At 69.2% G+C, this 25,560-nt stretch carries 18 protein-coding genes; 7 read left to right on the forward strand and 11 right to left on the reverse strand.

The window, feature by feature from the left end; all coding sequences use genetic code 11:
- The first annotated feature begins 65 nt into the window (after nucleotides 1-65).
- Nucleotides 66-1,106: a cupin-like domain-containing protein gene (locus tag ACFSGX_RS04155; protein WP_380927694.1), complete on the forward strand. Its 1,041-nt coding sequence runs from the start codon at nucleotides 66-68 to the stop codon at nucleotides 1,104-1,106.
- A 155-nt stretch (nucleotides 1,107-1,261) separates the two neighbouring features.
- Here the strand turns inward: ACFSGX_RS04155 and ACFSGX_RS04160 are convergent, their stop codons facing one another.
- The 5 genes from ACFSGX_RS04160 to ACFSGX_RS04180 are packed head-to-tail and all read right to left on the reverse strand — an operon-like array spanning nucleotide 1,262 to nucleotide 8,925.
- Nucleotides 1,262-3,022: a glycoside hydrolase family 9 protein gene (locus ACFSGX_RS04160; RefSeq protein WP_380927695.1), complete on the reverse strand. Its 1,761-nt coding sequence runs from the start codon at nucleotides 3,020-3,022 to the stop codon at nucleotides 1,262-1,264.
- Nucleotides 3,023-3,033: 11 nt separating this feature from the next.
- Nucleotides 3,034-4,554 (reverse strand): tryptophan halogenase family protein, encoded by a 1,521-nt coding sequence (locus ACFSGX_RS04165; RefSeq protein WP_380927697.1) that lies wholly within the window; start codon nucleotides 4,552-4,554, stop codon nucleotides 3,034-3,036.
- Complete coding sequence (locus tag ACFSGX_RS04170) at nucleotides 4,527-6,047, reverse strand: tryptophan halogenase family protein (RefSeq protein WP_157175135.1); 1,521 nt, start codon at nucleotides 6,045-6,047, stop codon at nucleotides 4,527-4,529. Before ACFSGX_RS04170 ends, ACFSGX_RS04165 begins: the two co-directional genes overlap by 28 nt.
- Nucleotides 6,044-7,429, reverse strand: a complete 1,386-nt coding sequence (locus ACFSGX_RS04175) for a tryptophan 7-halogenase (RefSeq protein ID WP_380927699.1) — start codon at nucleotides 7,427-7,429, stop codon at nucleotides 6,044-6,046. Before ACFSGX_RS04175 ends, ACFSGX_RS04170 begins: the two co-directional genes overlap by 4 nt.
- Entirely contained in the window at nucleotides 7,426-8,925 is a 1,500-nt protein-coding gene (locus ACFSGX_RS04180; protein ID WP_380927701.1) for a tryptophan halogenase family protein, read from the reverse strand. Before ACFSGX_RS04180 ends, ACFSGX_RS04175 begins: the two co-directional genes overlap by 4 nt.
- A 178-nt stretch (nucleotides 8,926-9,103) precedes the next feature.
- Here ACFSGX_RS04180 and ACFSGX_RS04185 point away from each other — a divergent pair, with 178 nt between their 5' ends.
- Both ACFSGX_RS04185 and ACFSGX_RS04190 read left to right on the forward strand, forming a co-directional pair.
- Nucleotides 9,104-12,421, forward strand: a complete 3,318-nt coding sequence (locus ACFSGX_RS04185; protein WP_380927703.1) for a TonB-dependent receptor — start codon at nucleotides 9,104-9,106, stop codon at nucleotides 12,419-12,421.
- A gap of 142 nt (nucleotides 12,422-12,563) precedes the next feature.
- A complete protein-coding gene (locus ACFSGX_RS04190) occupies nucleotides 12,564-14,243 on the forward strand; it encodes a glycoside hydrolase family 43 protein (RefSeq protein ID WP_380927705.1) in 1,680 nt (559 codons plus the stop codon).
- Nucleotides 14,244-14,494: 251 nt separating this feature from the next.
- Here ACFSGX_RS04190 and ACFSGX_RS04195 read toward each other — a convergent pair whose 3' ends face one another.
- Both ACFSGX_RS04195 and ACFSGX_RS04200 read right to left on the reverse strand, forming a co-directional pair.
- The gene (locus tag ACFSGX_RS04195; protein ID WP_380928235.1) at nucleotides 14,495-15,727 is read right to left on the reverse strand and encodes an endo-1,4-beta-xylanase; all 1,233 of its coding nucleotides are present in this window, start codon (nucleotides 15,725-15,727) and stop codon (nucleotides 14,495-14,497) included.
- An 83-nt stretch (nucleotides 15,728-15,810) separates the two neighbouring features.
- Complete coding sequence (locus ACFSGX_RS04200; protein WP_380927707.1) at nucleotides 15,811-17,901, reverse strand: alpha-glucuronidase family glycosyl hydrolase; 2,091 nt, start codon at nucleotides 17,899-17,901, stop codon at nucleotides 15,811-15,813.
- A gap of 116 nt (nucleotides 17,902-18,017) precedes the next feature.
- Here ACFSGX_RS04200 and ACFSGX_RS04205 point away from each other — a divergent pair, with 116 nt between their 5' ends.
- Nucleotides 18,018-20,435: a glycoside hydrolase family 3 N-terminal domain-containing protein gene (locus tag ACFSGX_RS04205; protein WP_380927709.1), complete on the forward strand. Its 2,418-nt coding sequence runs from the start codon at nucleotides 18,018-18,020 to the stop codon at nucleotides 20,433-20,435.
- A 155-nt stretch (nucleotides 20,436-20,590) separates the two neighbouring features.
- Here ACFSGX_RS04205 and ACFSGX_RS04210 read toward each other — a convergent pair whose 3' ends face one another.
- Nucleotides 20,591-20,815, reverse strand: a complete 225-nt coding sequence (locus ACFSGX_RS04210) for a DUF6356 family protein (protein WP_380927710.1) — start codon at nucleotides 20,813-20,815, stop codon at nucleotides 20,591-20,593.
- 110 nt (nucleotides 20,816-20,925) lie between these two features.
- Here ACFSGX_RS04210 and ACFSGX_RS04215 point away from each other — a divergent pair, with 110 nt between their 5' ends.
- From ACFSGX_RS04215 to ACFSGX_RS04225, 3 genes are all read left to right on the forward strand, one after another.
- Nucleotides 20,926-21,396 carry an Lrp/AsnC family transcriptional regulator gene (locus tag ACFSGX_RS04215; RefSeq protein ID WP_380927712.1) on the forward strand — a complete coding sequence of 157 codons (471 nt, stop codon included), beginning with the start codon at nucleotides 20,926-20,928 and terminating at the stop codon, nucleotides 21,394-21,396.
- A 65-nt stretch (nucleotides 21,397-21,461) separates the two neighbouring features.
- Nucleotides 21,462-22,094 (forward strand): L,D-transpeptidase family protein, encoded by a 633-nt coding sequence (locus ACFSGX_RS04220; RefSeq protein WP_380927714.1) that lies wholly within the window; start codon nucleotides 21,462-21,464, stop codon nucleotides 22,092-22,094.
- 64 nt (nucleotides 22,095-22,158) lie between these two features.
- Nucleotides 22,159-23,241 (forward strand): AI-2E family transporter, encoded by a 1,083-nt coding sequence (locus ACFSGX_RS04225; protein ID WP_380927716.1) that lies wholly within the window; start codon nucleotides 22,159-22,161, stop codon nucleotides 23,239-23,241.
- Here the strand turns inward: ACFSGX_RS04225 and ACFSGX_RS04230 are convergent.
- The 3 genes from ACFSGX_RS04230 to hmgA are packed head-to-tail and all read right to left on the reverse strand — an operon-like array spanning nucleotide 23,238 to nucleotide 25,527.
- Nucleotides 23,238-23,600, reverse strand: coding sequence for a Rieske (2Fe-2S) protein (locus ACFSGX_RS04230; RefSeq protein WP_380927718.1), 363 nt, complete (start codon nucleotides 23,598-23,600; stop codon nucleotides 23,238-23,240). The two genes, ACFSGX_RS04225 and ACFSGX_RS04230, sit on opposite strands and share 4 nt — an antisense overlap.
- A complete protein-coding gene (gene maiA, locus ACFSGX_RS04235) occupies nucleotides 23,597-24,235 on the reverse strand; it encodes a maleylacetoacetate isomerase (RefSeq protein WP_380927720.1) in 639 nt (212 codons plus the stop codon). Before maiA ends, ACFSGX_RS04230 begins: the two co-directional genes overlap by 4 nt.
- Nucleotides 24,232-25,527: a homogentisate 1,2-dioxygenase gene (hmgA, locus tag ACFSGX_RS04240; RefSeq protein ID WP_380927721.1), complete on the reverse strand. Its 1,296-nt coding sequence runs from the start codon at nucleotides 25,525-25,527 to the stop codon at nucleotides 24,232-24,234. Before hmgA ends, maiA begins: the two co-directional genes overlap by 4 nt.
- Nucleotides 25,528-25,560: the final 33 nt, after the last annotated feature.

The raw sequence follows: 25,560 nt of genomic DNA on the forward strand, positions 1-25,560 counted from the left end.
GTTGCAGGTGCGCCAGAGCGCACGGGATCGTGGCGTTCCCGCGGCGGCTGCGGTAGGTCGTTGGGATGAAGATCGACCATCCCGCAGCGACCGGCGCCCGCGTAGACGAGCGTCCCGCCGTCGATGCCGCAACCTTTGCCGCGGAGGTCGCGCCGCGCGGTACGCCGCTGGTGCTGCGCGGGCAGGTGGCGCACTGGGCGAGCGTTCGCGCGGCGGCGGGCGGCGACCGTGCGACCGCGGAGTATCTGGCGGGGCTGGGTGATGGCGGGCGACCGATGGAGGTGCTGATCGGCGGGCCGGAGTTTGGAGGGCGGTTCTTCTATCGCGGCGACCATCTGGAGGGGTTCAACTTCCACCGCGAGAAGGCGCCGCTGGGCGTGCTGCTGTCCGAACTGCTGCGGCTGGCGACGGTGCCGGCGGGCGAGCGTCATACGCTGTACGCCAACGCGGCGACCGCGCCGGAACATTTGCCGGGCTGGCCGGCGGCGAACCCGCTCGACCTGCCGCTGGGTGGGGCGACGCCGCGGCTGTGGATCGGCAACGCGACGCAGACCGCGACGCATTATGACGGATCGACGAACCTGGCCTGCGTCGTGGCGGGTCAGCGGCGCTTCACGCTGTTTCCGCCGGAACAGGTCGGCAATCTGTATATCGGGCCGCTCGACCGGACGCTGGCCGGGCCGCCCGCCAGCATGGTCGATCCGCTCGCGCCCGATCTCGATCGCTACCCGCGTTATGCCGTGGCGCTGGAGCATGCGCTGGTCGCGGACCTGGCGCCGGGCGATGCGTTGTTCGTGCCGGCGATCTGGTGGCACCATGTCCAGGCGTTCGGGACGCTGAACGTGCTGTGCAATTACTGGTGGACGTTCGATCCGGCCAATTCGGCGTTCCATGCGCTGGTCCACGCCCTAATGGCGGTGCGCGATCGGCCGGAGACGGAGAAGGCCGGGTGGCGTGCCTGGTTCGACCATTATGTGTTCGGGGACGATGCGGCGGCGGCGGGGGATCACCTGCCCGCGGCGGCGCGCGGCGTGCTCGGGCCGGGGAGCGACGAGCGGTCGGAGCGGATCCGGCGGTATCTGCTGACGGCGCTTGCGAAGCGGTGAGGGCTTAGTTCGCGCTATCCCCTAATTCCGTCCGTCCCGAGCGAAGTCGAGGGGCTTCTTCGAGCGTGGCCGAGAAGCGTGAACGTCGAAGACCTCGGCTGCGCTCGGTTGGTCCCTCGACTTCGCTCGGGATGGACGGTTCTTGGGGCTGTGGGCTAGCGTTGGCGGCCCTCGCCGGCATCTAGATACGCGGCCACCCAGACCAGCGGGGCGTTCCAGTTGATCGCCATTTCGTTGAGTGCATAGGCGTTGATGTCGTCGGCCCAGCAGCGTTGCGGGGCGCAACGGCCCTTGAGTTTGACCGCGACGGGATCGGCCATCGCGGTGTTGTTGGGGCCGCCGGACAGGACGCCGGGCGGCGGCGGGGGGAGTGCCGCGCCGACCTGGTGCGCCCAGAAGCGGTGGTGCGGGTTCAGGAGCGGTTTCCAGCCGGTGCCGGACACGAACGACTGGCCGAGCGGGTTGCGGCCGAGGACGTAGTCGGCGGCGTCGACCGCGCCGGCGCGGTAGCGGGCGGAGCCGGTGAAGCGCGCGGCCAGGCCGAGCAGCATGGCGCGGTTGAGGATATTGCTGTTCGACCCCCAGTCGTAGGTCTTCGCGGCATAGGGGATGCGGTAGCCGCTGCGCGGGACCTCGGCCAGATAGCCGTCGGCGGCGGTCACGATGCGGGCGCGGGCGTTTTCGCGGATCTTGGTGGGGACGCCGTCCGCGACCGCCAGCGTGATCGTGCCGAGCGTCGCGACGTCGGCCCAGCCGGGGACGGTGGCGGGGCCGTCGGGGAGTACGGCGCGGTAGGGTGCCTCACCCGTGCTCGCGAACAGTTCGGCGGCGGCCCAGGCGCGTTCGTCGGTGAGATTGTCGTCGCCGTAGCCGCCGCTGCCGGTGAAGGCCGTTGCGGCGCGGATGTCCGGGTTGCGGACCGCGGCGGTCCAGGCTTGGCGTGCTGCGGCGAGGCAACGTGCGGCGAAGGCCGGGTCGGTGGTGCGCCAGAGGCGGGCGGCCTGCGCAGCGACTGCGGCGAGATTCAGCGTCGCGCCTGTGGACGGCGGGTAGAGCAGGCGCGGCTGGCGGTCGTTGGCGGGGGCGGTGGGGATGGTGGTCCATTGTGCGTCGGCGACCTTGTGGAACGCCATGCCGCCTGCGTCGACTTGCGTGAGTGTCAGCGGTGTCGATTTCGGTTGCGGGCCGACCGGGAGCGCCATGCGGGTGGCGGGCGGGACCTGCATTTTCAGCATCCATTCGACCTCCCACCGCGCTTCGTCGAGCAGGTCGTCGCGACCGTTGCCGGCCTCCGGCATACGCATCTGGCCATCGGCAAATAGGCGGCGCGCGAAGCCGGTTTCGTAGAGGTTCTGGAGCGTCCAGGCCGAGATGCCGGCGTTGACGACGTACTTGCCGTGGTCGCCGGCATCGTACCAGCCGCCGGTGACGTCGCGCTTGGTCGGGCAGCCGGGCCAGACGGTGCCGGCCTCGTCCTTGCCGGCGAAGCACGCCGCGATTTCGGGTGCGTGGCCGGCGGGGCGGGCCCAGCGGGCGCCGACATAGCGCGCCTCGATCGGCGTGCCGGCGTGCTGGTGGTAGAAGACCGCGAGCGCGTTGCGGGCGAGCGGCGCGTAGAGCGTGGGGGCGACCTGGAACATGCCGCTTTCGACGCCCGCGGCGCGCAGGCGGTAGGTGCCGGGCCTGGTCAGCGTGTCGAACGTCGCGACATGGACGCGGTCGCCGGAGACGGGATCGTCGGTGCCGGCCGTGGTCTTGCCGCGCAGCACGACGGTGCCGGCGGTGTCGACGATCTGCCAGTCGAGCGGGGCGGGGGTGGGGGCGGCGACGATCGCCTGTTTCGGGTCGCCGGGCCGGAAGCCGAGCTGGTTCAGGTTGATCGTAGCGGCGGCCAGCAGGGCGAGCGCGGGGAGCATCGGGGTTCCGATCAGGAGGCCAGCCGCGCGAGGGCGTCGGCATGAGGGGGCATGTGGGTGAGTGCGGTGGCGACGACGCGTTCGATCGCGGCGATCCGCCTTGCGACGGCGTCGATCGGCAGCGCGTCGCAGACCGGATCATGACCGACGAGTGGGGCGGCCTGGCCGGCGAGGACGGCCAGCCAGCTCTGTTCGTTGAAAAGCTCGTCCGATTCGCGGAAGATGCGCCCGCCGCTGCGGTAGAGCGCCAGTTTTTCGGCGAGGCCGGCGGGCGGGGGGAGTGCCGCGCGCTCACGCCAGAAGGGTTCGGGGCGGGCGTTCAGATGGTAATGCGCGACGAGGAAGTCGCGGATGCGGGTGAATTCCGCGGTCATGATGCGGTTGTAGCGTGCGACGATCGCGTCGTCCGCGGGTGAGGCTGGCAGCATCTGGAGCAAGTGCTGGATGCCGCGCTGGACGAGGTGGATGCTGGTCGATTCGAGCGGTTCCATGAAGCCGGCGGCGAGGCCGAGCGCGACGCAGTTGCCCGACCAGAAATGCCGGCGGTGGCCGGTGGTGAAGCGCAGCACGCGGGGGGTGCCGACGGGCGAGCCCTCCAGCCCGGCGAGCAGGATTGCGGTGGCCTCGTCTTCGCCCATGTGGCGGCTGGAGAAGACATGGCCGTTGCCGGTACGGTGGCGGAGCGGGATGCGCCATTGCCAGCCGGCGGCCTTTGCCGTGGAGCGGGTCAGCGGCAGCGGGGCGGCATCGGCGGCGGACGCCACCGCGACGGCGCGGTCGCAGGGGAGCTGTTCGGACCAGTCGACCCAGCCGGCGGTGAGCGCGCCTTCGATCAGCAGCGCGCGGAAGCCGGAGCAGTCGACGAACAGGTCGCCCGCGATGGCGCTGCCATCCGCCAGCCGGACCGCGGCGATGCCGGCGGGGCCGCGATCGACCGCGACGACGGTGCCCTCGCGCCGGACGACGCCGTTCGCCTCGGCATGCGCGCGGAGGAAGGCGGCATAGCGGCCGGCATCGAAATGATAGGCGTAGCCGACCCGCGACAGCGGGGAGTCGCCGTTCGGGATGGGGCGGGCGAAGCGGCCGGCGGTCGCGGCGCGGGCCTCGAGCGAATATTGATCGAGCGGCTCCGCCATGCCCGCCTGGCGGGCGCGGAGCCATTGCGCGGCGAAGGGGTGGCCGGCGATGTCGGTGCCGACCTGGCCGAACGGGTGGATGTAGGATTCGCCGGGGCGCGACCAGCCTTCGAAGCGGATGCCGAGCTTGTAGCTGCCGCCGGTGGCGCGAAGGAACGCGGCCTCGTCGATGCCGAGCATGGCGTGGAAGGTCTGGATCGGTGGGATCGTCGCCTCCCCCACGCCGACGGTGGCGATGTCGTCCGATTCGATCAGCGTGACATGGGTACCGGCCGGCCCGAGCAGGCGGCCGAACGCGGCGGCGGCCATCCAGCCGGCGGTGCCGCCGCCGACGATGACGATCCGGCGCGGCGTGGTCGGGGCGTCCGTCATGCGGCGCGGACGCGGGTGGGACATGTGTTCGCCAGATAGTCCTCGTGCCGCGGCATGCGGGCGGCGGCGTCGGCGAACATGGTGCGGAGCCGGTCGAAGCGCGCATCGATCTCGCGCGTGGGGACGCCGTCGGCCAGCCGGTCCCAGCCCTCCGGCACGATGCCCTGCCCGAGCAGGACGGCGACCCAGCTGGGTTCGGCGAACAGGTCGTCCTCCCACCGGAACAGCCGGCCGCGGCGGCGCCAGAGTGCGATCTTTTCGGCGAGGGCGTCCGGGATCGCGCGGGTCTGCGCGTCGCGCCAGAAGGGTGAATCGGTGCGGCGTGTGGCGTGATAGTGCAGCACGAGGAAGTCGCGGACCTGATCGAACTGGACCTCCGCCAGGCGGTTGTAGGTGGCGATCTCGACCGGCGAGAAGCCCTGGTCCGGGAACAGCGCCAGCAGTTTGGAGATGCCGGTCTGCACCATGTGGAGGCTGGTCGATTCGAGCGGTTCGGCGAACCCCGACGCAAGGCCGAGCGCCACGACGTTGCCGATCCATTGCCGCCGCCGCCGGCCCGCGGTGAAGCGCAGCACGCGCGGATCGGCAAGCGGGCGGCCGTCGACATTGGCGACCAGCGTGGCGGCAGCCTCGTCGTCCGAGACATAGGCGCTGGAATAGACATAGCCGTTGCCGGTGCGGTGCTGCAGCGGGATGCGCCATTGCCAGCCGGCGGGGCGCGCGGTGGAGCGCGTGAAGGGCGCGATTGCGCGGTCGGTGCGCGCGCTGGGCATCGCGACGGCGCGGTCGCACGGCAGCCAGCGTGTCCAGTCCTCGTAGCCCGCGCCGAGCGCCTCCTCGATCAGCAGGCCGCGGAAGCCCGAGCAGTCGATGAACAGGTCGCCCGCGACGATGCGGTCGCCGGCCAGCGCCACGTGGCGGACATGGCCGGTTTCGCCGTCGAGCGTGACCTCGACGATCTCGCCCTCGATCCGGCGGACGCCGCCGCGTTCGGCGCGGGCGCGGAGGAACTGCGCGTAGAGCCCGGCGTCGAAATGATAGGCGTGGTTCATCTGCGACAGGATCGAGGCAGGATCGGCGGAGGGCGGCGCGAACCGTCCGGCGCGGGCGGCAACGGCGCACAGCGCATAGTCGCCGATATCCTCGTCCACCCCGGCCGCACGGCGGCGGCGCCAATATTGGTGGAAGCGGACCCCCTCGATATCGAAGCCGAAGCCGCCGAACGGGTGGAGATAGCGTTCGCCAAGGGCGGCCCAGTCGACGAATTCGATGCCAAGCTTGAAGCTGCCGGCGGTGGCGGCGAGGAACTCCGCCTCGTCGATGCCGAGCATGGCGTTGAAGGCGCGGATCGGCGGGATCGTCGCCTCCCCCACGCCGACGGTGCCGATCGCGTCGGATTCGACGAGCGTGACGGCGGTGCCGGTGGGGACGAGCCGGGCGAGTGCTGCGGCCGTCATCCAGCCGGCGGTGCCGCCGCCGACGATCACGACGCTGCGGACGGGGGCGCCGATCGTCATGCGACGGCCCGGCGGCGGGCGACGACCTGCGCATAGGGCGGCAGGCTGCGTACGCGGTCGATCATCGCGGCGCGGTGTGCGGCGAGATGGCGTTCGATCGCAGGGATGGGGAGTAAGTCCGCCAGCGCATCGTGGCGGCGCGGGACGACGCCCATCGCATCGAACATGGCGGCCCAGTCCTCCTCTTCGAAAGGTTCGTCGTCGAACATCGGCAGGCGGCCGCGGGCGGCGAACAGGTCGCGTTTGGCGACCACGGTGTCGGGTAGTTCGGTGGTTCGGCGCGCGTTCCAGAAGGCGCCGGGGCGGCCCGCGGCGGCATATTGCGCGATGACGAAATCGCGGGCGCGGGCCTGTTCGCCAGTGGTGCCGCGGTTGAACGCGGCGCTGGCGACCGGATCGGTGCGGTCCGCCGGCCAATACTGGATCAGCCGGACGAGCGCGTTCAGCAGCAGCGGCAGCGCGGTCGGGTGGAGCGGTTCGAGCAGGCAGGACGCGGCGCCGAGCGCGATGCGGTTGCCGGTCCAGGGGGCGGCCAGCGCGCCCTGGCGGAAGCTGCGCCCCGCGCCGTCGACGCTGCACGCGACGCGGACGTCGGCGCCGTCGAGCGGCCAGCCCATGACCCAGCCGGCGTCCTGTGCATCAACTTGCGCGAAGGGGGGGGGGGCGCCGTCGGCGGGGACGGTCTCGGTCGCGGTGCGGTTGCAGGGGAGCCAGTGCGACCAGTCCTCGAACGGGGCGTCCGTCGGGGCGGTGCCGGTGCAGTCGAGCAGCAGGAAGGGTTCGACTGTGGTGCCGTCGGTGAGCGTGAGGTGCGTCGCGATCGGGCCGTCGGTGGTGATATCGCGGAGGGGGGCGGACGCGTTTTCGGCGCCGTTGTTGCAGGCGATGCTGCGCAGCATTCGGGCGTACAGCGACGAGTCCAAGTGCAACGCACGATCGATCGGGGCGGCGGGATCGAAGCGGCCGGACTGGGCGGCGAGCGCGGCGATTGCGTGGTCTGCGAACCGGACAGTCTGGCCGGCCGAGCGGAGCCGCGCGGCGAGGTGGCGGAACGCGACGCCGTCGAGCGGGGCACCGGTTTCGCCGTAGGACAGGAAGGCGGTTGCGCCGTCCGCGCGCCAGCCGGCGAGGACGGTGCCGAGCGCGTAGCCGCCGCCGGTGCCGTCGACCAGTTGCCGGTCGTCGAGCCCGAGATCGGCGTGGAAGGCGGCGAGCGCGGGCGGGACCGCGATCAGCGGCGCGAAATCGCCGAGCCCGTCGCCACGCGCGCCGGTGTCGATCACCAGCACGCGGTATTCTGCGCGGGGCAGGCGGCGGGCGAGGGCCGCGGCGGCGATCCAGCCGCAAAGCGTGTCACCCAGGATCGCGACAGTCTCGATCATGCGGCGGCGCCGATCGCGGCGATGTGGTCGGCATGCCCCGGCATCGCATCGGCGGCGCGGCGGCAGGCGGCGGCGACCGCGGCGACATGGGCGGCGGACTGTTCGGGCGGGACGGCGGCGACCAGTGGGTGCGGGCGTTGCGGTACGATCCGCTGGCCATAATAGACGGCGAGCCAGCTGGCCGGCAGGAACATGCCCTCCCGGTACGCCGCGACGATGCCGCGATCCTGGAACTCGGCCATCTTCTCGACCAGCGAGGGCGGCAGTTCCATCGTGCGGACATGCCGCCAGAAGGGCGTGTCGTCACGTTCGGTCGCGGTGTAATGCAGGATCAGGAAGTCTCGCACGCGTTCATATTCCAGCGCCATCGCGCGGTTATATTCAGCGATGTCAACCGGATCGACCGCGCCGTCCGCCGGGAACAGCTCGACCAGCTTGCCGATCGCGAGCTGGATCAGGTGGATGCTCGTCGACTCGAGCGGTTCGAGGAAGCCCGCCGACAGGCCGATCGCGACGGTGTTGCCGATCCATTGCGACCGCCGCCGGCCGGTGCGGAAGCGCAGCATGCGCGGTTCGGCAAGCGCCTCGCCCTCCAGAGTGTCGAGCAGGCGGGCGCGCGCGACGTCCGGGTCGGTGAAGCGCGTCGAGAAGACATGGCCGTTGCCGGTGCGGTGCTGCAACGGGATGCGCCATTGACAGCCGGCCTCGCGCGCGGTGGCGCGGGTATAGGGGGTGAGCGGGCCGGTGTTGCTGCACGGGACGGCCCAGGCGGCGTCGCATGGTAGCCAGTGCGACCAGTCCTCATAGCCCGCCTCCAGTGCGCCTTCGATCAGCAGGCCGCGGAAGCCCGAGCAGTCGACGAACAGGTCGCCCTTTATCCGCCGCCCGTCGGCCAAGCGGACCGCCGCGACCCCGGCGTCGCCGCGATCGACCGCGGTGACGCGCCCTTCGACGCGCGAGACGCCGCGTCGTTCGGAATAGTCGCGGAGGTAGGCGGCGTAGAGCGAGGCGTCGAACTGGTAGGCGTAGGAGAAAGTCGATCCGACCGCGCGTGGATCGGCGGAGGGCGGGGCGAAGCGGTTGGCGCGCGCCGCGACGATCGGCAGCGAGCAGGCCTCGAGCGAAGGCGTTGTGCCGGCGCGTGCGGCGTTCAGCCAGTGGTGGTGGAACGGGAGTCCTGCGATGTCGTGGCCGAAATCGCCGAACGGGTGGATATAGCTGTCGCCGATCCGGCCCCAGTCGCGGAATTCGATGCCGAGCTTGAACGTCGCCTTGGTCCGGCGGACGAAATCGGCCTCGTCGATGCCCAGCCGCTGGTTGAAGTAGCGGATGTGCGGGACGGTCGCCTCGCCCACGCCGACGGTGCCGATTTCCTCCGATTCGATCAGCACGATATCGGCCAGCCGGCCGGCGAAGGCCCACGCCAATGTTGCGGCCGTCATCCATCCGGCGGTACCGCCGCCGACGATCACGATGCGCTGTCTCTTGTCCGCCACGATCACCCTCTCCGCCCGAACTGTTACCGCTACGACACAATCGGAAACTTTGTTACGACTATTGTCCGCTTTGTCAGTTCAAGCTCTAGCTCACCGCAAAAAGCGGGGCTAGTGCTGGATTTCAACGTGACGCTGATCAATTTTGATAGCGATAACACGACGTAAGGGGATGACTGAAATGCAGACCGGTACCGGAACGACGCGCGTGTGCGATCGGGCGCGGGCGCTGAAAGGCGGCGCATCGATCATGGTGCTGACGCTGCTCACCGTGCCGCATGTCGCATTCGCCCAGGCCAACCCAGCGGCGCAGGACGCGCCAGCCGCCGCCGCGCAGCCATCCGCCAATGCGCAGGTCCCGTCGGGCGGCGCCGCCGTGACCGGTGCGGAAGCCGCGACCGCGACGCCGCAGGAAGCGGCCGGCGCGCAGGACATCATCGTCACCGGCATCCGCCGCAGCCTGCAGAGCGCGCAGGCGATCAAGCGCAACTCCGAAGTGGTGGTCGACTCGATCTCCGCCGAGGATATCGGTGCCCTGCCCGACCGGTCCGTGACCGAGGCGTTGCAGCGCGTGCCCGGCGTGTCGATCAGCCGCTTCTCCGCCGGTGCCGACCCCGACCATTTCGCCACCGAAGGTTCGGGCGTCGTCGTCCGTGGCCTGACCTACACCCGCTCCGAGATCAACGGCCGCGACTCGTTCAGCGCCGGTAACGGCCGCGGGCTGTCGTTCGCCGACGTGCCGTCGGAGCTGCTGGGCGGCGTGGACGTGTTCAAGAGCCCGTCCGCGGACATGATCGAAGGCGGCATCGCCGGTACGGTCAACCTGCGCACGCGCGTGCCGTTCGACTCCAACGGGTTCGCATTCGGTGGGACGCTGGAGAACAACTATGGCGATTTCGTCAAGAAGTCGTCGCCGACCGTGTCTGCGCTGGTGAGCAACCGCTGGGCGACGGGGATCGGCGATTTCGGTCTGCTCGGCAGCTTCGTGCGATCGCAGGTCCGGTCGCGCGCCGACAGCGTGCAGATCTCCAACTGGGGTACGCGCGTGCTCACCGCGGACGGCCAGCTGCTCCAGCCGCTCGACGCCAATGCGCAGCCGAACGTCGGTACGACCGTCTATGTGCCGCGCGGCGCGGGCAGCCGCAGCCAGGAATTCAACCGCACGCGCTACGGCTACTCCGCCGCGGGCCAGTGGCGCAGCCTGGACCGGTCGATGACCGCGACGGCGCAGTTCCTCCGCACCGATTCGCGCGAGAACTGGACCGAGAATTCGATCGAGGTCGCGACCGACAACGTGCTGGCCGCGGGTGATTCGCAGCCGCTGCCCGGCACGTCGTTCGTGTTCGACGAGGACAATGCGTTCGTCAGCGGCATCGTGACCGGCCCGAACGGGTTCCAGGCCGACGGCCAGGAGGGCGGCGATCGCCGCACGCCGGTGAACGGGTTGCAGAGCAACAACATCGCGCGCGGCAACCAGAGCCGGTTCATCACGAACGATGCCAGCTTCAACTTCAAGTGGCAGCCGACCAAGCGGCTGGGCATCAGCGTGGATTACCAGCATGTCTGGTCGACCGTGAAGGTCACCGACCTGACGGTGTGGGGCACGACGTATCAGAATGCGGACATCCGCCTGAACGGCAACAAGCCGGCGTTCGTCGACCTGATCCCGGTGACGAACAAGGGTGACACCAACTACTTCAACAACCCGAGCTACACCGACCCGTCGAATAGCTTCTACCGGTCGGCGATGGATCACGTCGAGGACAGCGAGGGCAACGAGGACTCGGCGCGCATCGATCTCGATTATTCCTTCCCCGAGGAGAGCTGGCTGAACTCGATCCGGGTCGGCTATCGCTTCTCCGATCGCCAGAATACCGCGCGGTCGTCCGCGTATAACTGGGGCGTGCTGAGCGAGATCTGGGGCGGTGGTACGGTGCCCGATCCGGCCAATCCGGGCGCGACCCTGTCCGTCGGGCCGGGCGGCCCGGTGTGGTTCGATCGTCCGGTGGACGGCAACCCGGCGACGCGCACGACCGGTTCGACCGCGCCGCAGGAAGCGTTTCTGTACGAGAATTTCTTCCGCGGGAAGGCGAACGATCCGTCCAACGGCGGTCGCGTATTCTACCCGGGTTCGCAGCTGCAGGACTATCAGTCCGCGATCCAGCAGATCAGCCAGATCGCGCAGGAATGGCGGACGTTCACGACCAACAACTCGGGTGCCGACGGCTGGGTGCCGCTGGCCAACCGCAGCGGCGTGCTGGCCGGAACGCCGTATCGTCCGGGCGAGATCAACCCGGTCGCGGAGCGCAACAACGCGGCCTATGTCGCGGTGCGGTTCGGTAACGACCTGGGCAATGGCTGGGACCTGAGCGGCAATGTCGGCGTGCGGTATACCAAGACGCGGCGCGTTTCGTCCGGGTTCTTCGCGTTCCCGAACCAGTCGTTCAACTGCGTCGCGCCGACCGACGGCTCGCCCATCTCGCGCTTCTGCCAGTTGCCGCAGGCGACCCGCGACGGCGCGGCCGCGTTCCAGAACGGCGCGCTGACCCCGAACGATGCGAAGCTGACCTACGATTATTTCCTGCCGAGCGTGAACGTGAAGCTGGGTGTCGGCGGCGGGCTGCAGTTCCGCGCGGCGTACAGCAAGAGCGTGGCGCCGCCGGAATTCCTGCTGACGCGGTCGTTCTACAACATCGGGCTGAACACCAGCGACCAGACGATCCTGTTTAACGGCGGCCCGGTGGCGACGTTCGACGTCGGCAACCCGAACCTGAAGCCGGTGACCGCGGACAATCTGGATCTGACCGCGGAATGGTATTTCTCCAGCGTCGGCCAGCTTACGGTCTCGGCATTCGCCAAGAACCTGAAGGGTGTGCAGTCGGTCGGGACGCAGCGGCTGAGCTTCACCAACAACGGTGCGACGTTCGACGCGATCGTGACGACGCCGATCAATTCGGACGAGACCGGCAAGGTTCGCGGCGTGGAGTTCGGATACCAGCAGACCTACGACTTCCTGCCCGGGTTCCTGTCCGGTTTCGGTCTGTCCGCCAACTTCACCTACGTGAAGTCGAAGGGCGTGTCGCAGCAGCAGCTCGACCCGAACGATCCGAACGTGACCGCCGGCATCATCTCGTCGGTTGATACCGGCCAGCTGTCGCTCCAGGGGCTGTCGAAGTATCAGTATAATATCGGGCCGTTCTATCAGAAGAACGGGCTCGAGCTGCGGGCGGCGTATAACTGGCGGTCGCGCAACCTGCTGACCATCCGCGACGTGATCGTGCCGAACGCGCCGGTCTATGCGGAATCCTATGGTCAGGTGGACGCGTCGATCTTCTACGCGGTGACGCCGGAGATCCGGATGGGCTTCCAGGGGGTGAACCTGTCCAAGGCGATCACCCGGACGTCCTATGTCATCAATTCGGACCTGCTGACCCGGCCGCGCAACTGGTTCATCAACGATCAGCGTTTCACCTTCTCGGTCCGCGCTTCGTTCAAATAAGGTCTTCGTCTACGCAGCCTGCGGCCGTCCCCGATCCCCGGGGGCGGCCGTTCGCTTGTCCGGGCCGGGTTGCTTTGCCGGGCGCGCGCCCATAGCATCGTCGGGAGCGCTACCAGAGATGGCGCGAACGGGAGCGCGGTGCATGAGTTTTACGAAATACGGGCTGGCGCTTGCCGCGGCACTGCTGTCCACGGCAGCGACGTCGGTGCCCGAGGACCGGATCGCGCGGTTCGAGCAGTTCGTCTATTCGGGTGAGGACGGCGCCGCGCCGCCGGCAGGGTCGTACCGCAACCCGGTGCTGGCCGGCTATTATCCCGACCCGAGCGTGACGCGGGTCGGGGACGACTTCTACCTCGTCAATTCGACATTCTCGTGGTTTCCGGGGATCCCGGTGTTCCACAGCCGCGATCTGGTGACCTGGCGGCAGATCGGCAACGCGATCGATCGGCCGGGGCAGCTCGACTACAAGCGGCTCGGCATGTCACGCGGGATCTTCGCACCCGACATCACGCATCATGACGGGCGGTTCTACATCGTCACGACCTGCGTCGATTGCGGCGGGAATTTCGTGATCACCGCGCGCGATCCGGCCGGGCCGTGGTCGGACCCGGTGCGGTTGCCGACGGTGGGCGGGATCGATCCGTCGCTGTTCTTCGATACCGACGGCAGCGCGTGGATCATCAACAACCGCGATCCGATCGGGCCGCCGCGCTATGACGGGCACCGTGCGCTCTGGATGGAGCGGTTCGACACGAAGACGATGAAAATGCTCGGCAACCCGAAGATGGTGGTCGACGGCGGCGTCGATCCGGCGGCCAAGCCGGTGTGGATCGAGGGACCGCATATCCTGAAGGTGGATGGGCGCTATTACCTGACCGCGGCGGAGGGCGGCACCGCCGTCGCGCACAGCCAGGTCGTGTTCCGGTCGGATAAGATCGATGGGCCGTACGTGCCCGCGCCGAAATCGGTCAACCCGATCCTGACGCAGCGCGACCTGGACCCGGCGCGGCCGAAGCCGATCACGTCGGCGGGCCATGCGGATCTCGTTCAACTGAAGGACGGAAGCTGGTGGGCGACGTTCCTGGCGACGCGGCCGTACGAGGGCGACCTGTATAATATCGGGCGCGAGACGTATCTGCTGCCGGTGACCTGGGCGAACGGCTGGCCGTCGATCCTGCCGCGTGGACAAGCGATCCCGACGATCGCGCCGCGGCCGAAGCTGGCGCCGGATCCGCGGCCCGCGCCGCCGATGACGGGCAGCTTCACGGTCCGGGATGACTTTCCGGGCAACAAGCTGTCGCAGGCGTGGATGACGATGCGGACGCCGCGGACGCCGGGCTGGACGGTCGGTGGCGGGGCGCTGATGCTTGAGGCGCGGCCTGACGGGATCGGCGATCACGCGCAGCCGAGCTATGTCGCGCGGCGGCAGATGCACGATGTCGCGAGCGCGGCGGTGACAGTGACGTTCCGGCCGACGGAGGGGGCCGAGGCGGGGCTGGCCGCGGTGCAGGACGACGATCATTTCCTGGGCGTGGCGTTGACCCGGGCGGGCGGGAAGCTGGCGGTGCGGGCGTTCCGGCGTGAGGACAAGGATGCGCCGGCGATCGGGCGGACGGTGGCGGTGGTGCCGATCGTTGCGGCTGTTGGAAGTCCGGTGCGGTTGCGGATTTCGGCGCGGGGGCCGGCCTATACTCTGGCGTACGCGGTGGGGTCGGGGGCTTGGCAGCAGGTTGCGGTGGTCGATGGGACGATCTTGAGTACCGCGAAGGCGGGTGGGTTTACGGGGACGATGATTGGGCCGTTTGCGCGGGCGGGGCGGTAGGGGTTTTGGGCGCAGTTCCGTTTGGTTCGAGCTTGTCGAGAACTCTGCGCTGGGTTCTCTGCAGGTTCGAGCTGAGAATGGGCTGTTCTTGGTGACGTGGTCGTCACCAGCCTAAGCCCCCCACCCAACCCTCCCCCCGGTGGGGGGAGGGCTAAGAGAACTTTGGGATCTGCGTTTGTGGCTCCCCCTCTCCCAACCCTCTCCCCGAGGGGAGAGGGCTTTTCTGTTGTTCTGGTGGTGGCCTTTTGGCGTCAGCTGCGGACGGGAGCAGCCGCAATCGCTGCGGCGATGGCGGCGCGCATGGGTTTGGGCGCGAAGTCGGCGTCGTAGGGGCAGGGGCGGCGTTTGGCGCCGTCCTTGCGTGGTTCGAAGCCTTCGATCCAGCTGTAGCGGTCGGTCATGCCCCAGAGCAGGACGTCGCGCAGCGCGGGGTAGGCGAACATGACGTCGAGATAGCCGCGCGTGAAATCGGCGACCGCGGTGTCGCGCGGGGCGATATCGGCGGGCAGGTTGTTGTCGCGGACGTCGAGTTCGGTGATGACGAGCTTATAGCCCATTGCCGTCACGGCATCGAGGAAACGCCGCCACTCGCCCTCGATCGCGGCGATGGCGGTGCGGGCGTCCATCCCCTGCGTCACGAGGTGCGACTGGACGCCGAGCGCATCGACGGGGACGCCGCGGCGCTTGAACCCTTCGAGCAGGCGGAGGACCCCGGCGCGGTGGTTCGCGTTGCCCGGTTCCCAGCTCATGTAATCGTTATAGACAAGCTGCGCGCCGGGGGCGGCGGCGCGGGCGGTGTGGAAGGCGAGGTCGAGCGTCGCCTCCGGCCCGCCGAGCGCGCGGGACAGGGCAGTCTGGTAGAGCGTGCCGTCGGCCGGGGTGACCGCTTCATTGACGACGTCGTAGCTCGGAATGCGCGCGCCGTAGCGCCGGCAGACGGTGTTGACATGTTCGACGAGCAGCCGTTCCGCCTCCCGCGAGGGCGAGCTGCCGAAGTCGTAATTCTCCTCCCACGCGGGCATCCACTTGGGTTGGTGCCAGAGCAGGTTGTGACCGCGGACGGGGAGGGTGTTGGCGGTCGCCCAGTCCATCATCGCGTCGAAGCGGGTGAAGTCGAACTGCGTGGCGCTGGGGCGGATCGCCTGCCACTTCATCTCGTTTTCGCCGACCAGGATGCCGCAGTCGCGTTTCAGCAACGCGGCATAGGACGGGTTGGCAAAGGAGCCGCGATCGGCGCCGGGCGCACCCCAGGCGAAGCAGGACCCGACGCGCAGGCCGCGGGCGGTGGCGAGCGTGTTGAGACCGACCGGTTCCACGGGCGTTGCGGCGGGCGGGGTGGCGACGGGAGTCGGCGTCGGGGTCGGCGGGACCGATGCGGTCGGGGTCGGGGTGGCTTGCGTTGCGCCACCGGCCCCGCCGCAGGCCGAGACGCCCATGCCGGCCAGCAGGACGAGACTGTCCCGTCGAGAGATATGCATTTCGATCCGCTCCAGCTTATTCTTATACCGCTACCATGGCAGCGGCGCGGTGGGTGTCAACCGGTGGTCGGTGCCGCCGTTTCCCGCCGTTACTGCGGGTTTCCGGGCGGGTAGGGGAAGGTCTGCGCCTTGTACCAGGCGAGGTCGTGCGCGGGGGGCGGCGAGCCGGCCGGGAGCGGCAGTTTGTTGAGCGACATCCAGTAGGAGAGGCTGGCGTCGCGCCACCAGCGGGCCTCGCGTGCCTGCACGGCGAGGAACTCGTCGGTCTTCTGCCAGCGTTCGGCGTCGACCAGCGGCTTGGCCTGCTGCCACTGGGTGCGGAGCGTGTCGACGGTCGCGACCCCGCGGTCGTAATGCTGGACGAGCGTGTCCCACAAGGTCGCGCCCGAGGCCATGCGGTAGGTCCAGGGGAGGTGGTGGAACCAGAGCAGTTCGGTCTCCGGCGTGGTCTTCGGATCGGCGTAGAGTTTCGCCAGGCCGGGGGCATATTGCGCGACCGCGTTGCTGCCCGTCTTCGTGCGATCGAAGCCGATCCCGGCGGCGTCCGCGCGGTGATAATAGACCGGGTTCCATTCGGGACGCTGAAGGTCCGCGACCCACGGGCCGGGGCCGTAATGGTGGCCGGTTGCCATGAGATGGGCGAGGCCGAGCGGGCCGGTATAGTCGACGACTGCTTCGCGCGACGCCATCATCATCGCGACGACGGTGTCGAGCAGTTTGGGGTCGGTGCCGAACGTCTGCATCGCCCATTCGCGGGCGATCGCCTGCGGCGTCAGCGAGGGGTCCCAGGCGAGCCGGCCGTAGGCGTACCAGTTGGCCTGGTTGAACGACGATCCGGTCCAGTCGCGGGAGTCGCCGATGTTGGCGACGCCGGCGATCGCGCTGAGGCGGTGTTTGTCGAGCGAGCCGTCGACGACTTGGCGTACGCGGGCGTGGCCGCGGGTGTGGGTGTCGGCATCGAGCGTTTCGGAGAAGAGCGGGGCGAGGTAGGCGAGGTGCGTCGCGAAGCCGAGATATTCCTTCGTGATCTGGAATTCCGGGGCGATCGGCGTGCGCGGCATGGCGCCGAACAGCGGGTGGAACGGTTCGCGCGGCTGGAAATCGAGCGCGCCGTTCTTGACCTGGACGATCACGTTCTTGGCGAACTGGCCGTCGAGCGGCTTGAATTCGTCATAGGCCTGTTTCGCGCGGTCGTTCGGGTCGGTGTCGGCATAGACGAACGCGCGCCACAGCACGATGCCGCCATGCGGGCGGACCGCGGCGGCGAGCATGTTGGCGCCGTCGGCATGGCTGGCGCCGTAGTCGCGCGGGCCGGGCTGGCCCTCGCTGTTCGCCTTGACCAGGAAGCCGCCGAAATCGGGGATGGCGCGGTAGATCTCGTCGGACTTCGCCGCCCACCAGGTGGCGACCGCGGGGTCCTTCGGATTGGCGGTCTTCAGCCCGCCCAGTTCGACCGGGGCGGAGAAGCGTGCGGAGAGATAGACCTTGATGCCGTAGGGGCGGAAGATGTTGGCCAGCTCCGCCGCCTTGGCGATGTAGCGCGGGGTCAGGCTTTCGACCTTGGCGTTCACGTTGTTGAGGACGGTGCCATTGATGCCAAGCGAGGCGTTGGCGCGGGCATAGTCGGTGTAGCGCGGGTCGCGGTAGTCGGGCAGCGTCCACCAGTCCCACAGCGAACGACCGGCATAGCCGCGTTCGACGACGCCATCGAGATTGTCCCAATGGTTGAGCATGCGCAGGGCCACGCGCGGACGCGACGTCAGGTCGATCCGTGTGGGGGCGGCGCCGGTGGCGAGGTGGCGGAGGAGCGCGAAGCTGCCGTAGAGTATGCCGCGATCGGTGCCGGTGACCAGCGTGACGGGGCGGCCGTCGATGGTGACCGAGCGGACGAGATAGCCCTCGTCGCCGAGCGTGGCGACGGGCAGGCGGAGTGCGGCGACGGCCGGATCGGTCGCGCGGGCGAGCATGACGGGGCCGAGGCCGGCGGGGTTCGCACGGCGCAGTTCGGCCGCGGCGGCGGCGAGCATCGGGGTCTGTTCACCGCGGACGGTGACGGGGTCGGCGGTCTGGCTCGCGGTTGCGGGCGCGTAGCGCATCCAGAGGCGGTAGCCGTCCTCCGCCTGGGCCGCCGTCGCGCAGGCGAGCAGCGAAAGCCCGAGATACCATCGTCCTGTACGCATCGTCTCTCCTTCGGCGGTGGCCGCGATCATTGACAGGCACGGCGCGTCCCGACCATGCTAACGCTATCATGGTGACGGCGTCCCGAGCAACGCCGCACCGCAGGGGAGAGTGACACTTGGCCGACCGCATCCACAAGACCGCGCGCGATCAGACCGCCGGGACCCGTCGCGACATCCTGCGCTGGGGCGGCGGGGTGTCGTTGCTGGCGTTCCTGCCGGGGGCGGGGCTGTCCACCACGGGCAAGGCGGCGGCGGTGTACCGCGATCCGCGCGCGCCGGTGGACCTGCGCGTGCGCGACCTGATGGCGCGGATGACGCTGGAGGAAAAGGTGGCGCAGACGATCGCGCTGTGGGGCACCAAGGCGGGCGTGATGCGCGACGGCGGGCTGGATTTTGATCCGGCCAAGGCGCAAACCGCCTACCCGAACGGGTTCGGGCAGGTGACGCGGCCGTCCGACCGGCGCGGCGGGCCGGAAGTGGCGGAAGTCGCCGGCGGCACGGGCGCGCGCTGGCGCGGGACGGCGTCCACCGTGGCGTTCGTCAACGCGGTGCAGAAGTGGGCGCGCGACGACACGCGGCTGGGGATCCCGGTGCTGTTCCACGAGGAGGCGCTGCACGGCTATATGGCGCCCGACGCGACGAGTTTTCCGCAGGCGATCGCGCTGGCGGGCAGTTTCGACCGCGACCTGATGCGGCGCGTGCAGTCCGTGATCGGGCGCGAGGTGCGCGCGCATGGTAGCCACCTGGCGCTGTCGCCGGTCGTCGATATCGCGCGCGACCCGCGCTGGGGGCGGATCGAAGAGACGTTCGGCGAGGACCCGTATCTGTGCGGCGAGATGGGCGTGGCGGCGGTCGAGGGATTGCAGGGCGACAGCGCGACGCTGGGCGAGGGCAAGGTGTTCGCGACGCTGAAGCATATGACCGGGCACGGGCAGCCGCAGGCGGGCAATAACATCGCCCCCGCGCCGATCGCGCTGCGCGAGTTGCACGAATCCTTCTTCCCGCCGTTCCGCGCGGTGGTGGAGCGGACGAAGATCGCCGCGGTGATGCCGTCGTACAACGAGATCGACGGGGTGCCGTCACACGCCAATCGCTGGCTGCTGGGTGAAACCTTGCGCAGTGACTGGGGGTTCGACGGGGTGGTAGTGAGCGACTACGGCGCGGTGGAGGAGTTGGAGCGCATCCACCATGTCGCTGTGGACCGTCAGGCGGCGGCGCGGCTGGCGCTGGCCGCGGGGGTCGATTCCGAGCTGCCGGACGGGACCGCGTTCCGGACGCTGGCGGATCAGGTGCGGCGGGGCAAGGTGGCGCAGGCCGACGTCGACCGGGCGTGCGCACGGATACTGAAGCTGAAGTTCCGTGCCGGGTTGTTTGAGCAGCCGTTTGCCGATGCAAAGGCGGCGGCGCGGCTGACCGGCAATGCGGAGGCGCGCGCGTTGGCGCTGGAGGCGGCGCGCAAGTCGGTCTGCCTGCTAACCAACAACGGGGCGCTGCCGCTGGCGGCGGGTAAGCGGATCGCGGTGATCGGGCCGAACGCGGCGGTCGCCCGGCTGGGCGGCTATTCGTCCGAACCGCGCAGGACGGTCAGCCTGCTGGAGGGTATGCGTGCGGTGGCGGGGGCGGGTACGACGATCCTGCATGCGCAGGGCGTGTTCATCACCAGTGCCGAGAACCGGTCGGACGATGCGGTCGTGCTGGCCGATCCGGCGCGCAATCGTGCGCTGATCGCGGAGGCTGTCACATTGGCCCAAACCGCCGATGTCGTCGTGCTGGCGATCGGCGATACGGAGCAGACGAGCCGCGAGGGGTTTGCTGCCAACCATCTGGGCGACCGGACCGAGCTGGATCTGGTCGGTGAGCAGAACGCGCTGTTCGACGCGCTGAAGGCGACAGGCAAGCCGGTGGTGGTGGCCGCGATCAACGGGCGGCCGCCGAGCTGGCCCGACGTGGTCAAGCGCGCCGATGCGCTGCTGGAATGCTGGTACGGCGGGCAGGAGGGCGGCACCGCGATGGCGGAGGCGCTGTTCGGGCGGATCAATCCGGGCGCCAAGCTGCCCGTGACGGTGGTGCGCGAAGTGGGGCAGGTGCCGCTCTACTACAACGCGAAGCCGTCGGTCGGGCGCGGATATCTGTTCGCGGAGACCGCGCCGCTGTTCCCGTTCGGGCATGGCCTGAGCTACACGAAGTTCGAGATCGGGGCGCCGGTGCTGTCCGCGCCGCGGATCGGCAATGCGGGCAGCGTGACGGTGTCGGTCGAGGTCGCCAATGTCGGCGCGCGGGCCGGCGACGAGGTGGTGCAGGTCTATGTCCACGACCGGGTCGCGTCGGTGGCGCGGCCGGTGCGCGAGCTGAAGGGGTTCGAACGCGTGACGCTGGCGCCGGGCGAGCGCCGGACCGTGAAGTTCGTGCTGGGGCCGGAGGCGTTCCGGTTCTTCGACATCGACATGCGCGAAGTGGTGGAGCCGGGGCTGTTCGATATCGCGGTGGGGAACAGTTCGGTTGCGCTGAAGACGGCGACGCTGGAGATTGCTTGATTGGCGAGGTCGGATCCTATCCGATCTGCTCCCGACTCCGTTTGGTTCGAGCCTGTCGAGAACTCGGCGCAGGGTTCTCGACAGGCTCGAACCAAACGGGGTGGTGGCTGGATTAAATGGATCGGCGACTGAGTTGTATCCGGTACGGTCTAACTTCAGTCGCGGACGGCCGGCACGCGCGTCCGGTTGACGACCATGCGGTCGTGCAGGCGGGCGATCGCTTCGCTGCCGGTGCGGACGAAGAGCGCGGGGAACAGCGCGTGGATCAGGCAGGCGGTGCCGGCGAGCAGCATCGTGCCCGCGAACCAGGCCGCGGTGCGGAGATGTTCGAGATAGGTTTCGCCCACCGCGTGCGGGTGGTCGGTGAAGAGATGCCTCATGCGCGCGTCCTTTTGATGCGGCGAGGATAGTCGACGGGGACGCGAACAGGTTTCTTTTCTGACGGCGATCGGGCAGTTTGGCGGTTCAGATTTGCTACCTGGAGCCGGTTATGGAGAATATCGTTCTCGACGGGGTCGATCGGCGGCTGCTCGCGATCCTGCAGGAGGATGCCACGGTGGCGATCGCAGAGTTGGCGGAGCGCGTCGGGCTGTCGACGACGCCGTGCTGGAAACGGATCAAGCGGCTGGAGCGGCTGGGCGTGATCGAGCGGCGTGTGGCAATCCTGAACCGCGAGGCGCTGGGGCTGGGCGTGACGGTGATCGTCGCGGTGCGGACGGCGCGGCATAGCGACGAGTGGTTGCAGACATTTTCGAACGGCGTGGCGCGGATGCCGGAGGTGGTCGAGTTCTACCGGATGAGCGGGGAGATCGACTATCTGCTCAAGATCGTGGCGCGCGATATCGCGGATTACGACCGGATCTACCGCAAGCTGACCAAGGTCGCGGACCTGCACGACGTGACGTCGTCGTTCGCGATGCAGGAGATCAAGTCAACGACCGCGCTGCCGCTGCTCGACTGAGATCAGACCGCTGGCGTGGCGGCGGGCGGGCGGTTAGGCTGTCTGGCGGGCATGGGGGGCGATCGATGCGGCGACTGTGGTACGGTCTTGTGTTGGGCATGCTCGCGTTGGCCGGGTGCGGGAAGCCGCCGGTGCTGTCGGTGGATCCCGCCGCGTTCGACGACCGGCATTGCGCGGGTGCCGGGATGCGCGAGTGCACGCTGCTGGCGACCGGGGATGGGCGGTTCGTGCTGGCAGTGCCGGGGCAGGTGACGCGGCCGTCGAGGGCAGCGGTTGCGGCGAAGGTGGCGGCGGCGGAGCTGGCGCGGGCGCGGCGGCAGGGGCTGCGCGTGCTGGTCAGCCTGCCGCAGCAGACGCTGTATGTGTTTCGCGATGCCAAGCTGCTTTATACCGCGCCGGTGTCGACGGGGACGCCCGATCACCGCACGCCGACCGGCACGTTCCGGGTGATGGAGAAGGCGGTGACGCACCATTCGAACCGGTACAGCAACGCGCCGATGCCGTTCATGCACCGGCTGACAAGTTACGGCATCGCGATCCATGCCGGGGCGTTGCCGGGCTATCCGGCGTCGCATGGCTGCATTCGGGTGCCGCGCGGATTTGCGCGGACTTTGTACGGGCTGACGCGGGTGGGGACGGTGGTGACGATCACGCCGGCGCGGCCGGTGAGCGCCGCGCGGGCGATGACGCTGATCTGAACGGGGTTGCGTCGCGGGGCGTTTTGGTTCGTAGCGGCGTCATGATGCGAGTGGCGGAGGCGGCATGACGATCGACAGACGGCGTTTCGAGGATGGCGGGCTGATCCTGTTCGTCGTGCTGGTCACCATCGCGACGGGTGCGGTGGTGTCGAGCTTCGCCGGGGCGCTGTTGTGGAGCATGTTGGCGGCGATCCTGTTCCAGCCGCTGTACCGCCGGCTGCTGGCGCGCAATCCGAAGCGCGAGAACCGCGCCGCGGGGCTGACGATGCTGATCATCACGGTGGCGGTGGTGATCCCCGCGCTGGTGATCGGGACGATGGTCGTCGATCAGGCGAGTTCGGTCTACACCAGCATCCGATCGGGGCAGATCAACTTCGCGTCCTACTTCGCGCAGGTGCATGACGCGCTGCCGGGGCGGTTGCGGCGGTTGATGGACGGCGCGGGGCTCGGCAGTTTCGAGCGGACGCAGGCGCAGGCGTCGAACCTGATCGGCAGCCGGGTGAGTTCGATCGCGTCGCAGGCGTTGTCGATCGGGCGCGATGCGGCGGCGTTCGTGCTGGCGTTCGGCATCGCGCTGTACGTCACCTTCTTCCTGCTGCGCGACGGGCAGCGGCTGGGCGCGGTGGTAAAGCGGTCGTTGCCGCTGGAGCCGTCGGTGTCCGAACGGCTGGTCAGCAAGTTCGTGGCGGTGGTGCGCGCGACGATCAAGGGATCGGTGATCGTCGGGCTGGTGCAGGGCGGGCTGGGCGCGATCACGTTCTGGATCGTGGGTGTGCCGGCGGCGTTGCTGTGGGGACTGTTGATGGCGGTGACGGCGTTGCTGCCCGCGGTGGGGCCGGCGATCATCTGGGTTCCGGTCGCGATCTACCTGCTCGCCACCAGCGCGACCTGGCAGGGGATCGTGGTGATCGTGTCGGGCGTGGTGGTGATCGGCATGGCGGACAATATCCTGCGGCCGATCCTGGTCGGGCGCGATACGGGCATTCCGGACTGGGTGGTGCTGGTCACGACGCTTGGCGGGATCGAGCTGTTCGGGCTGAGCGGGATCGTGGTCGGGCCGGTGATCGCGGCGCTGTTCATCACCGGGTGGCAGATCCTGAGCGAGCAGCGCGGTGTGGCGGTGGAGGACGACGCGGCGGCGGCTTAGGCGGTGACGATGTTGCCGTCGGCGACCGTGACGGGCCAGGGGGTGAGGCGCTGGCTGGTGCAGGGGCCGCCGACGCAGACGCCGGTGTCGATTTCGAACAGGGCGGAATGCCAGCTGCAGGCGATCAGGTCGCCGCGCGGCGTGAGGTAGCCGTCGAGTTCCTTGGCGAGCGAGACGCCCATATGTGGACAGCGGTCGACATAGCCGAACAGGTCGGTGCCGTGCCGCATGACGAAGCCGTGGAAGCGGCCGGCGCGAAGTTGCAGGACGAAGTTGCGCGCGGTGCCGTCCGCGATCATGTCCAGTTCGCCGAGTTTCACGCCGGGTGGCGTCGCGAAGATGCGTTCGCTGGACGTCATGCGCCGTCGGCGTCGGGCTGGCGGTCGGGATGCGCGCTTTGGAACGCATCGAGATTGGCGGCGCGGGCGTCGGCGGCGACGAGTGCGGGGTAGGGTGCCAGATCGACCGCGAAGCGGCGCGCCGCGTACAGTTGTGGGACGAGGTGGCAGTCCGCGATGGTAGGCGTGCTGCCGTAGGCGAAGCCGTCGCCGTGACGCTGGACCAGTATCTCCAGCGCGGCGAGGCCGTCGCCGATCCAGCGGGCGATCCAGCGGTTGATGGCGTCCGGGGTGGCGTCGAACTCGGTGCGGAGCGTGTCGAGCACGCGGAGGTTGTTGAGCGGGTGGATGTCGCAGGCCACGATGGCGGCCATGGCGCGGACGATCGCGCGGGCGTCCGCGGTGGCGGGGAGCAGCGGCGGGTCGGGATGGCGCTCGTCGAGCCATTCGAGGATGGCGGGGCTTTGCGTCAGGACCATGCCGTCGACGTTGAGCGCCGGGACCAGCGGTTGCGGGTTGAGCGCGGCATAGCCGGGCGCGCGCTGTTCGCCGCGGCGCAGGTCGTGTGTGACCTGCTCGTACGCCAGGCCCTTCAGCGCGAGAGCGATGCGGACGCGGTAGGCGGTGCCCGAGCGCCAGTAGCCGTGCAGGATCATTCGGGCAGCTGCGCCTTGGCGAAGCCGGTCCAGACCGCGTCGTAATCGAGCTGCATCGTCGGGGTCTCGATCGCCCAGCGCGTGGGGCGGACGACGTGGCGCGTTTCGAACATGAACGCCATGGTGTCGGCGATGCGGTGGGGGACGAGGTCCGCGGCGATCGCCTTGTCGTAGCTCGCGCGGTCGGGGCCGTGGCCGTTCATCTGGTTATGGAGCGACGCGCCGCCGGGGGCGAATCCGCCTTCCTTTGCGTCGTATGCGCCCTGGATCAGGCCCATGAACTCGCTCATCACGTTGCGGTGGAACCAGGGCGGGCGGAACGTGCCCTCCGCCACCATCCAGCGCGGCGGGAAGATGACGAAGTCGCAGTTGGCGGTGCCGGGGGTGTCACTGGGCGCGGTGAGGACGGTGAAGATCGACGGATCGGGATGGTCGAAGCTGACCGTGTTGATGGTGTTGAAGCGGGTCAGGTCGTAGCGGCAGGGGGCGAGGTTGCCGTGCCAGGCAACGACGTCGAACGGCGAATGATCGAGCGTGGTGGTCCAGAGCCGGCCCTGGAATTTCTGGACGACGTCGCATGGCGCGTCGCTGTCCTCGTACCACGCGACCGGCGTTTCGAAGTCGCGCGGGTTGGCGAGGCCGTTGGCGCCGATCGGGCCGAGATCGGGCAGTCGGAACAGCGCGCCGTAATTTTCGCAGACATAGCCGCGCGCCTGTCCGTCGGGCAGCGCGATGCGGAACCGCACGCCCCGCGGGATGATCGCGATCTGAAGCGGGGCGAGGTCGATGCGGCCGAGTTCGGTGTCGATCCCGAGCCGGCCCTGTTCGGGGACGATCAGCAGCTCGCCGTCGGCGGAGAAGAAGGCGCGGTCCATGTCGCGGTTGGCGGCATAGAGGTGGATGCCAACGCCGCTCTGGTCGGCGACGCTGCCCGTCCCGCCGTAGCTGACGAGGCCGTCGAGCCAGTCGAGCGGCTCGGTGGGCAGGGGGAGGGGATCCCAGCGGAGGCGGTTGGGCGAGGGGGGCATGTCGTCATAGGGGGCGGACTTGAAGTGGGGCGCGCCGGCGTAGGGGGTGAAGGCGGCGTGGTTGGCGGTCGGGCGCAGGCGGTAGAGCCAGCTGCGGCGGTTTTCGCTGCGCGGCGCGGTGAAGGCGGTGCCGGAGAGTTGTTCGGCGTAGAGGCCGAAGGGGACGTGCTGCGGCGAGTTGCGGCCAATGGGGAGCGCGCCGGGGACGGCCTCGCTGGAGATGTGGTTGCCGAAGCCGGGTTGGTAGGTGGGTGCTTGCGTCATGGTGTTTCCCTCTCCTCCGGCCGGTCTTCAGCG

This window comes from Sphingomonas arantia (genome assembly GCF_042682045.1).
In the GTDB taxonomy this organism is placed as follows: domain Bacteria; phylum Pseudomonadota; class Alphaproteobacteria; order Sphingomonadales; family Sphingomonadaceae; genus Sphingomonas_R; species Sphingomonas_R arantia.

What these genes read in the sequence shown, in the direction of transcription:
- ACFSGX_RS04200 (WP_380927707.1), bottom strand. Translation starts at nt 17,901, where the DNA reads ATGCGTACAGGACGATGGTATCTCGGGCTTTCGCTGCTCGCCTGCGCG.
- ACFSGX_RS04165 (WP_380927697.1), bottom strand. Translation starts at nt 4,554, where the DNA reads ATGTCCCACCCGCGTCCGCGCCGCATGACGGACGCCCCGACCACGCCG.
- ACFSGX_RS04210 (WP_380927710.1), bottom strand. Translation starts at nt 20,815, where the DNA reads ATGAGGCATCTCTTCACCGACCACCCGCACGCGGTGGGCGAAACCTAT.
- maiA (WP_380927720.1), bottom strand. Translation starts at nt 24,235, where the DNA reads ATGATCCTGCACGGCTACTGGCGCTCGGGCACCGCCTACCGCGTCCGC.
- ACFSGX_RS04225 (WP_380927716.1), top strand. Translation starts at nt 22,159, where the DNA reads ATGACGATCGACAGACGGCGTTTCGAGGATGGCGGGCTGATCCTGTTC.
- ACFSGX_RS04170 (WP_157175135.1), bottom strand. Translation starts at nt 6,047, where the DNA reads ATGACGATCGGCGCCCCCGTCCGCAGCGTCGTGATCGTCGGCGGCGGC.
- ACFSGX_RS04190 (WP_380927705.1), top strand. Translation starts at nt 12,564, where the DNA reads ATGAGTTTTACGAAATACGGGCTGGCGCTTGCCGCGGCACTGCTGTCC.
- ACFSGX_RS04215 (WP_380927712.1), top strand. Translation starts at nt 20,926, where the DNA reads ATGGAGAATATCGTTCTCGACGGGGTCGATCGGCGGCTGCTCGCGATC.
- ACFSGX_RS04185 (WP_380927703.1), top strand. Translation starts at nt 9,104, where the DNA reads ATGCAGACCGGTACCGGAACGACGCGCGTGTGCGATCGGGCGCGGGCG.
- ACFSGX_RS04220 (WP_380927714.1), top strand. Translation starts at nt 21,462, where the DNA reads ATGCGGCGACTGTGGTACGGTCTTGTGTTGGGCATGCTCGCGTTGGCC.
- ACFSGX_RS04160 (WP_380927695.1), bottom strand. Translation starts at nt 3,022, where the DNA reads ATGCTCCCCGCGCTCGCCCTGCTGGCCGCCGCTACGATCAACCTGAAC.
- hmgA (WP_380927721.1), bottom strand. Translation starts at nt 25,527, where the DNA reads ATGACGCAAGCACCCACCTACCAACCCGGCTTCGGCAACCACATCTCC.
- ACFSGX_RS04230 (WP_380927718.1), bottom strand. Translation starts at nt 23,600, where the DNA reads ATGACGTCCAGCGAACGCATCTTCGCGACGCCACCCGGCGTGAAACTC.
- ACFSGX_RS04175 (WP_380927699.1), bottom strand. Translation starts at nt 7,429, where the DNA reads ATGATCGAGACTGTCGCGATCCTGGGTGACACGCTTTGCGGCTGGATC.
- ACFSGX_RS04155 (WP_380927694.1), top strand. Translation starts at nt 66, where the DNA reads ATGAAGATCGACCATCCCGCAGCGACCGGCGCCCGCGTAGACGAGCGT.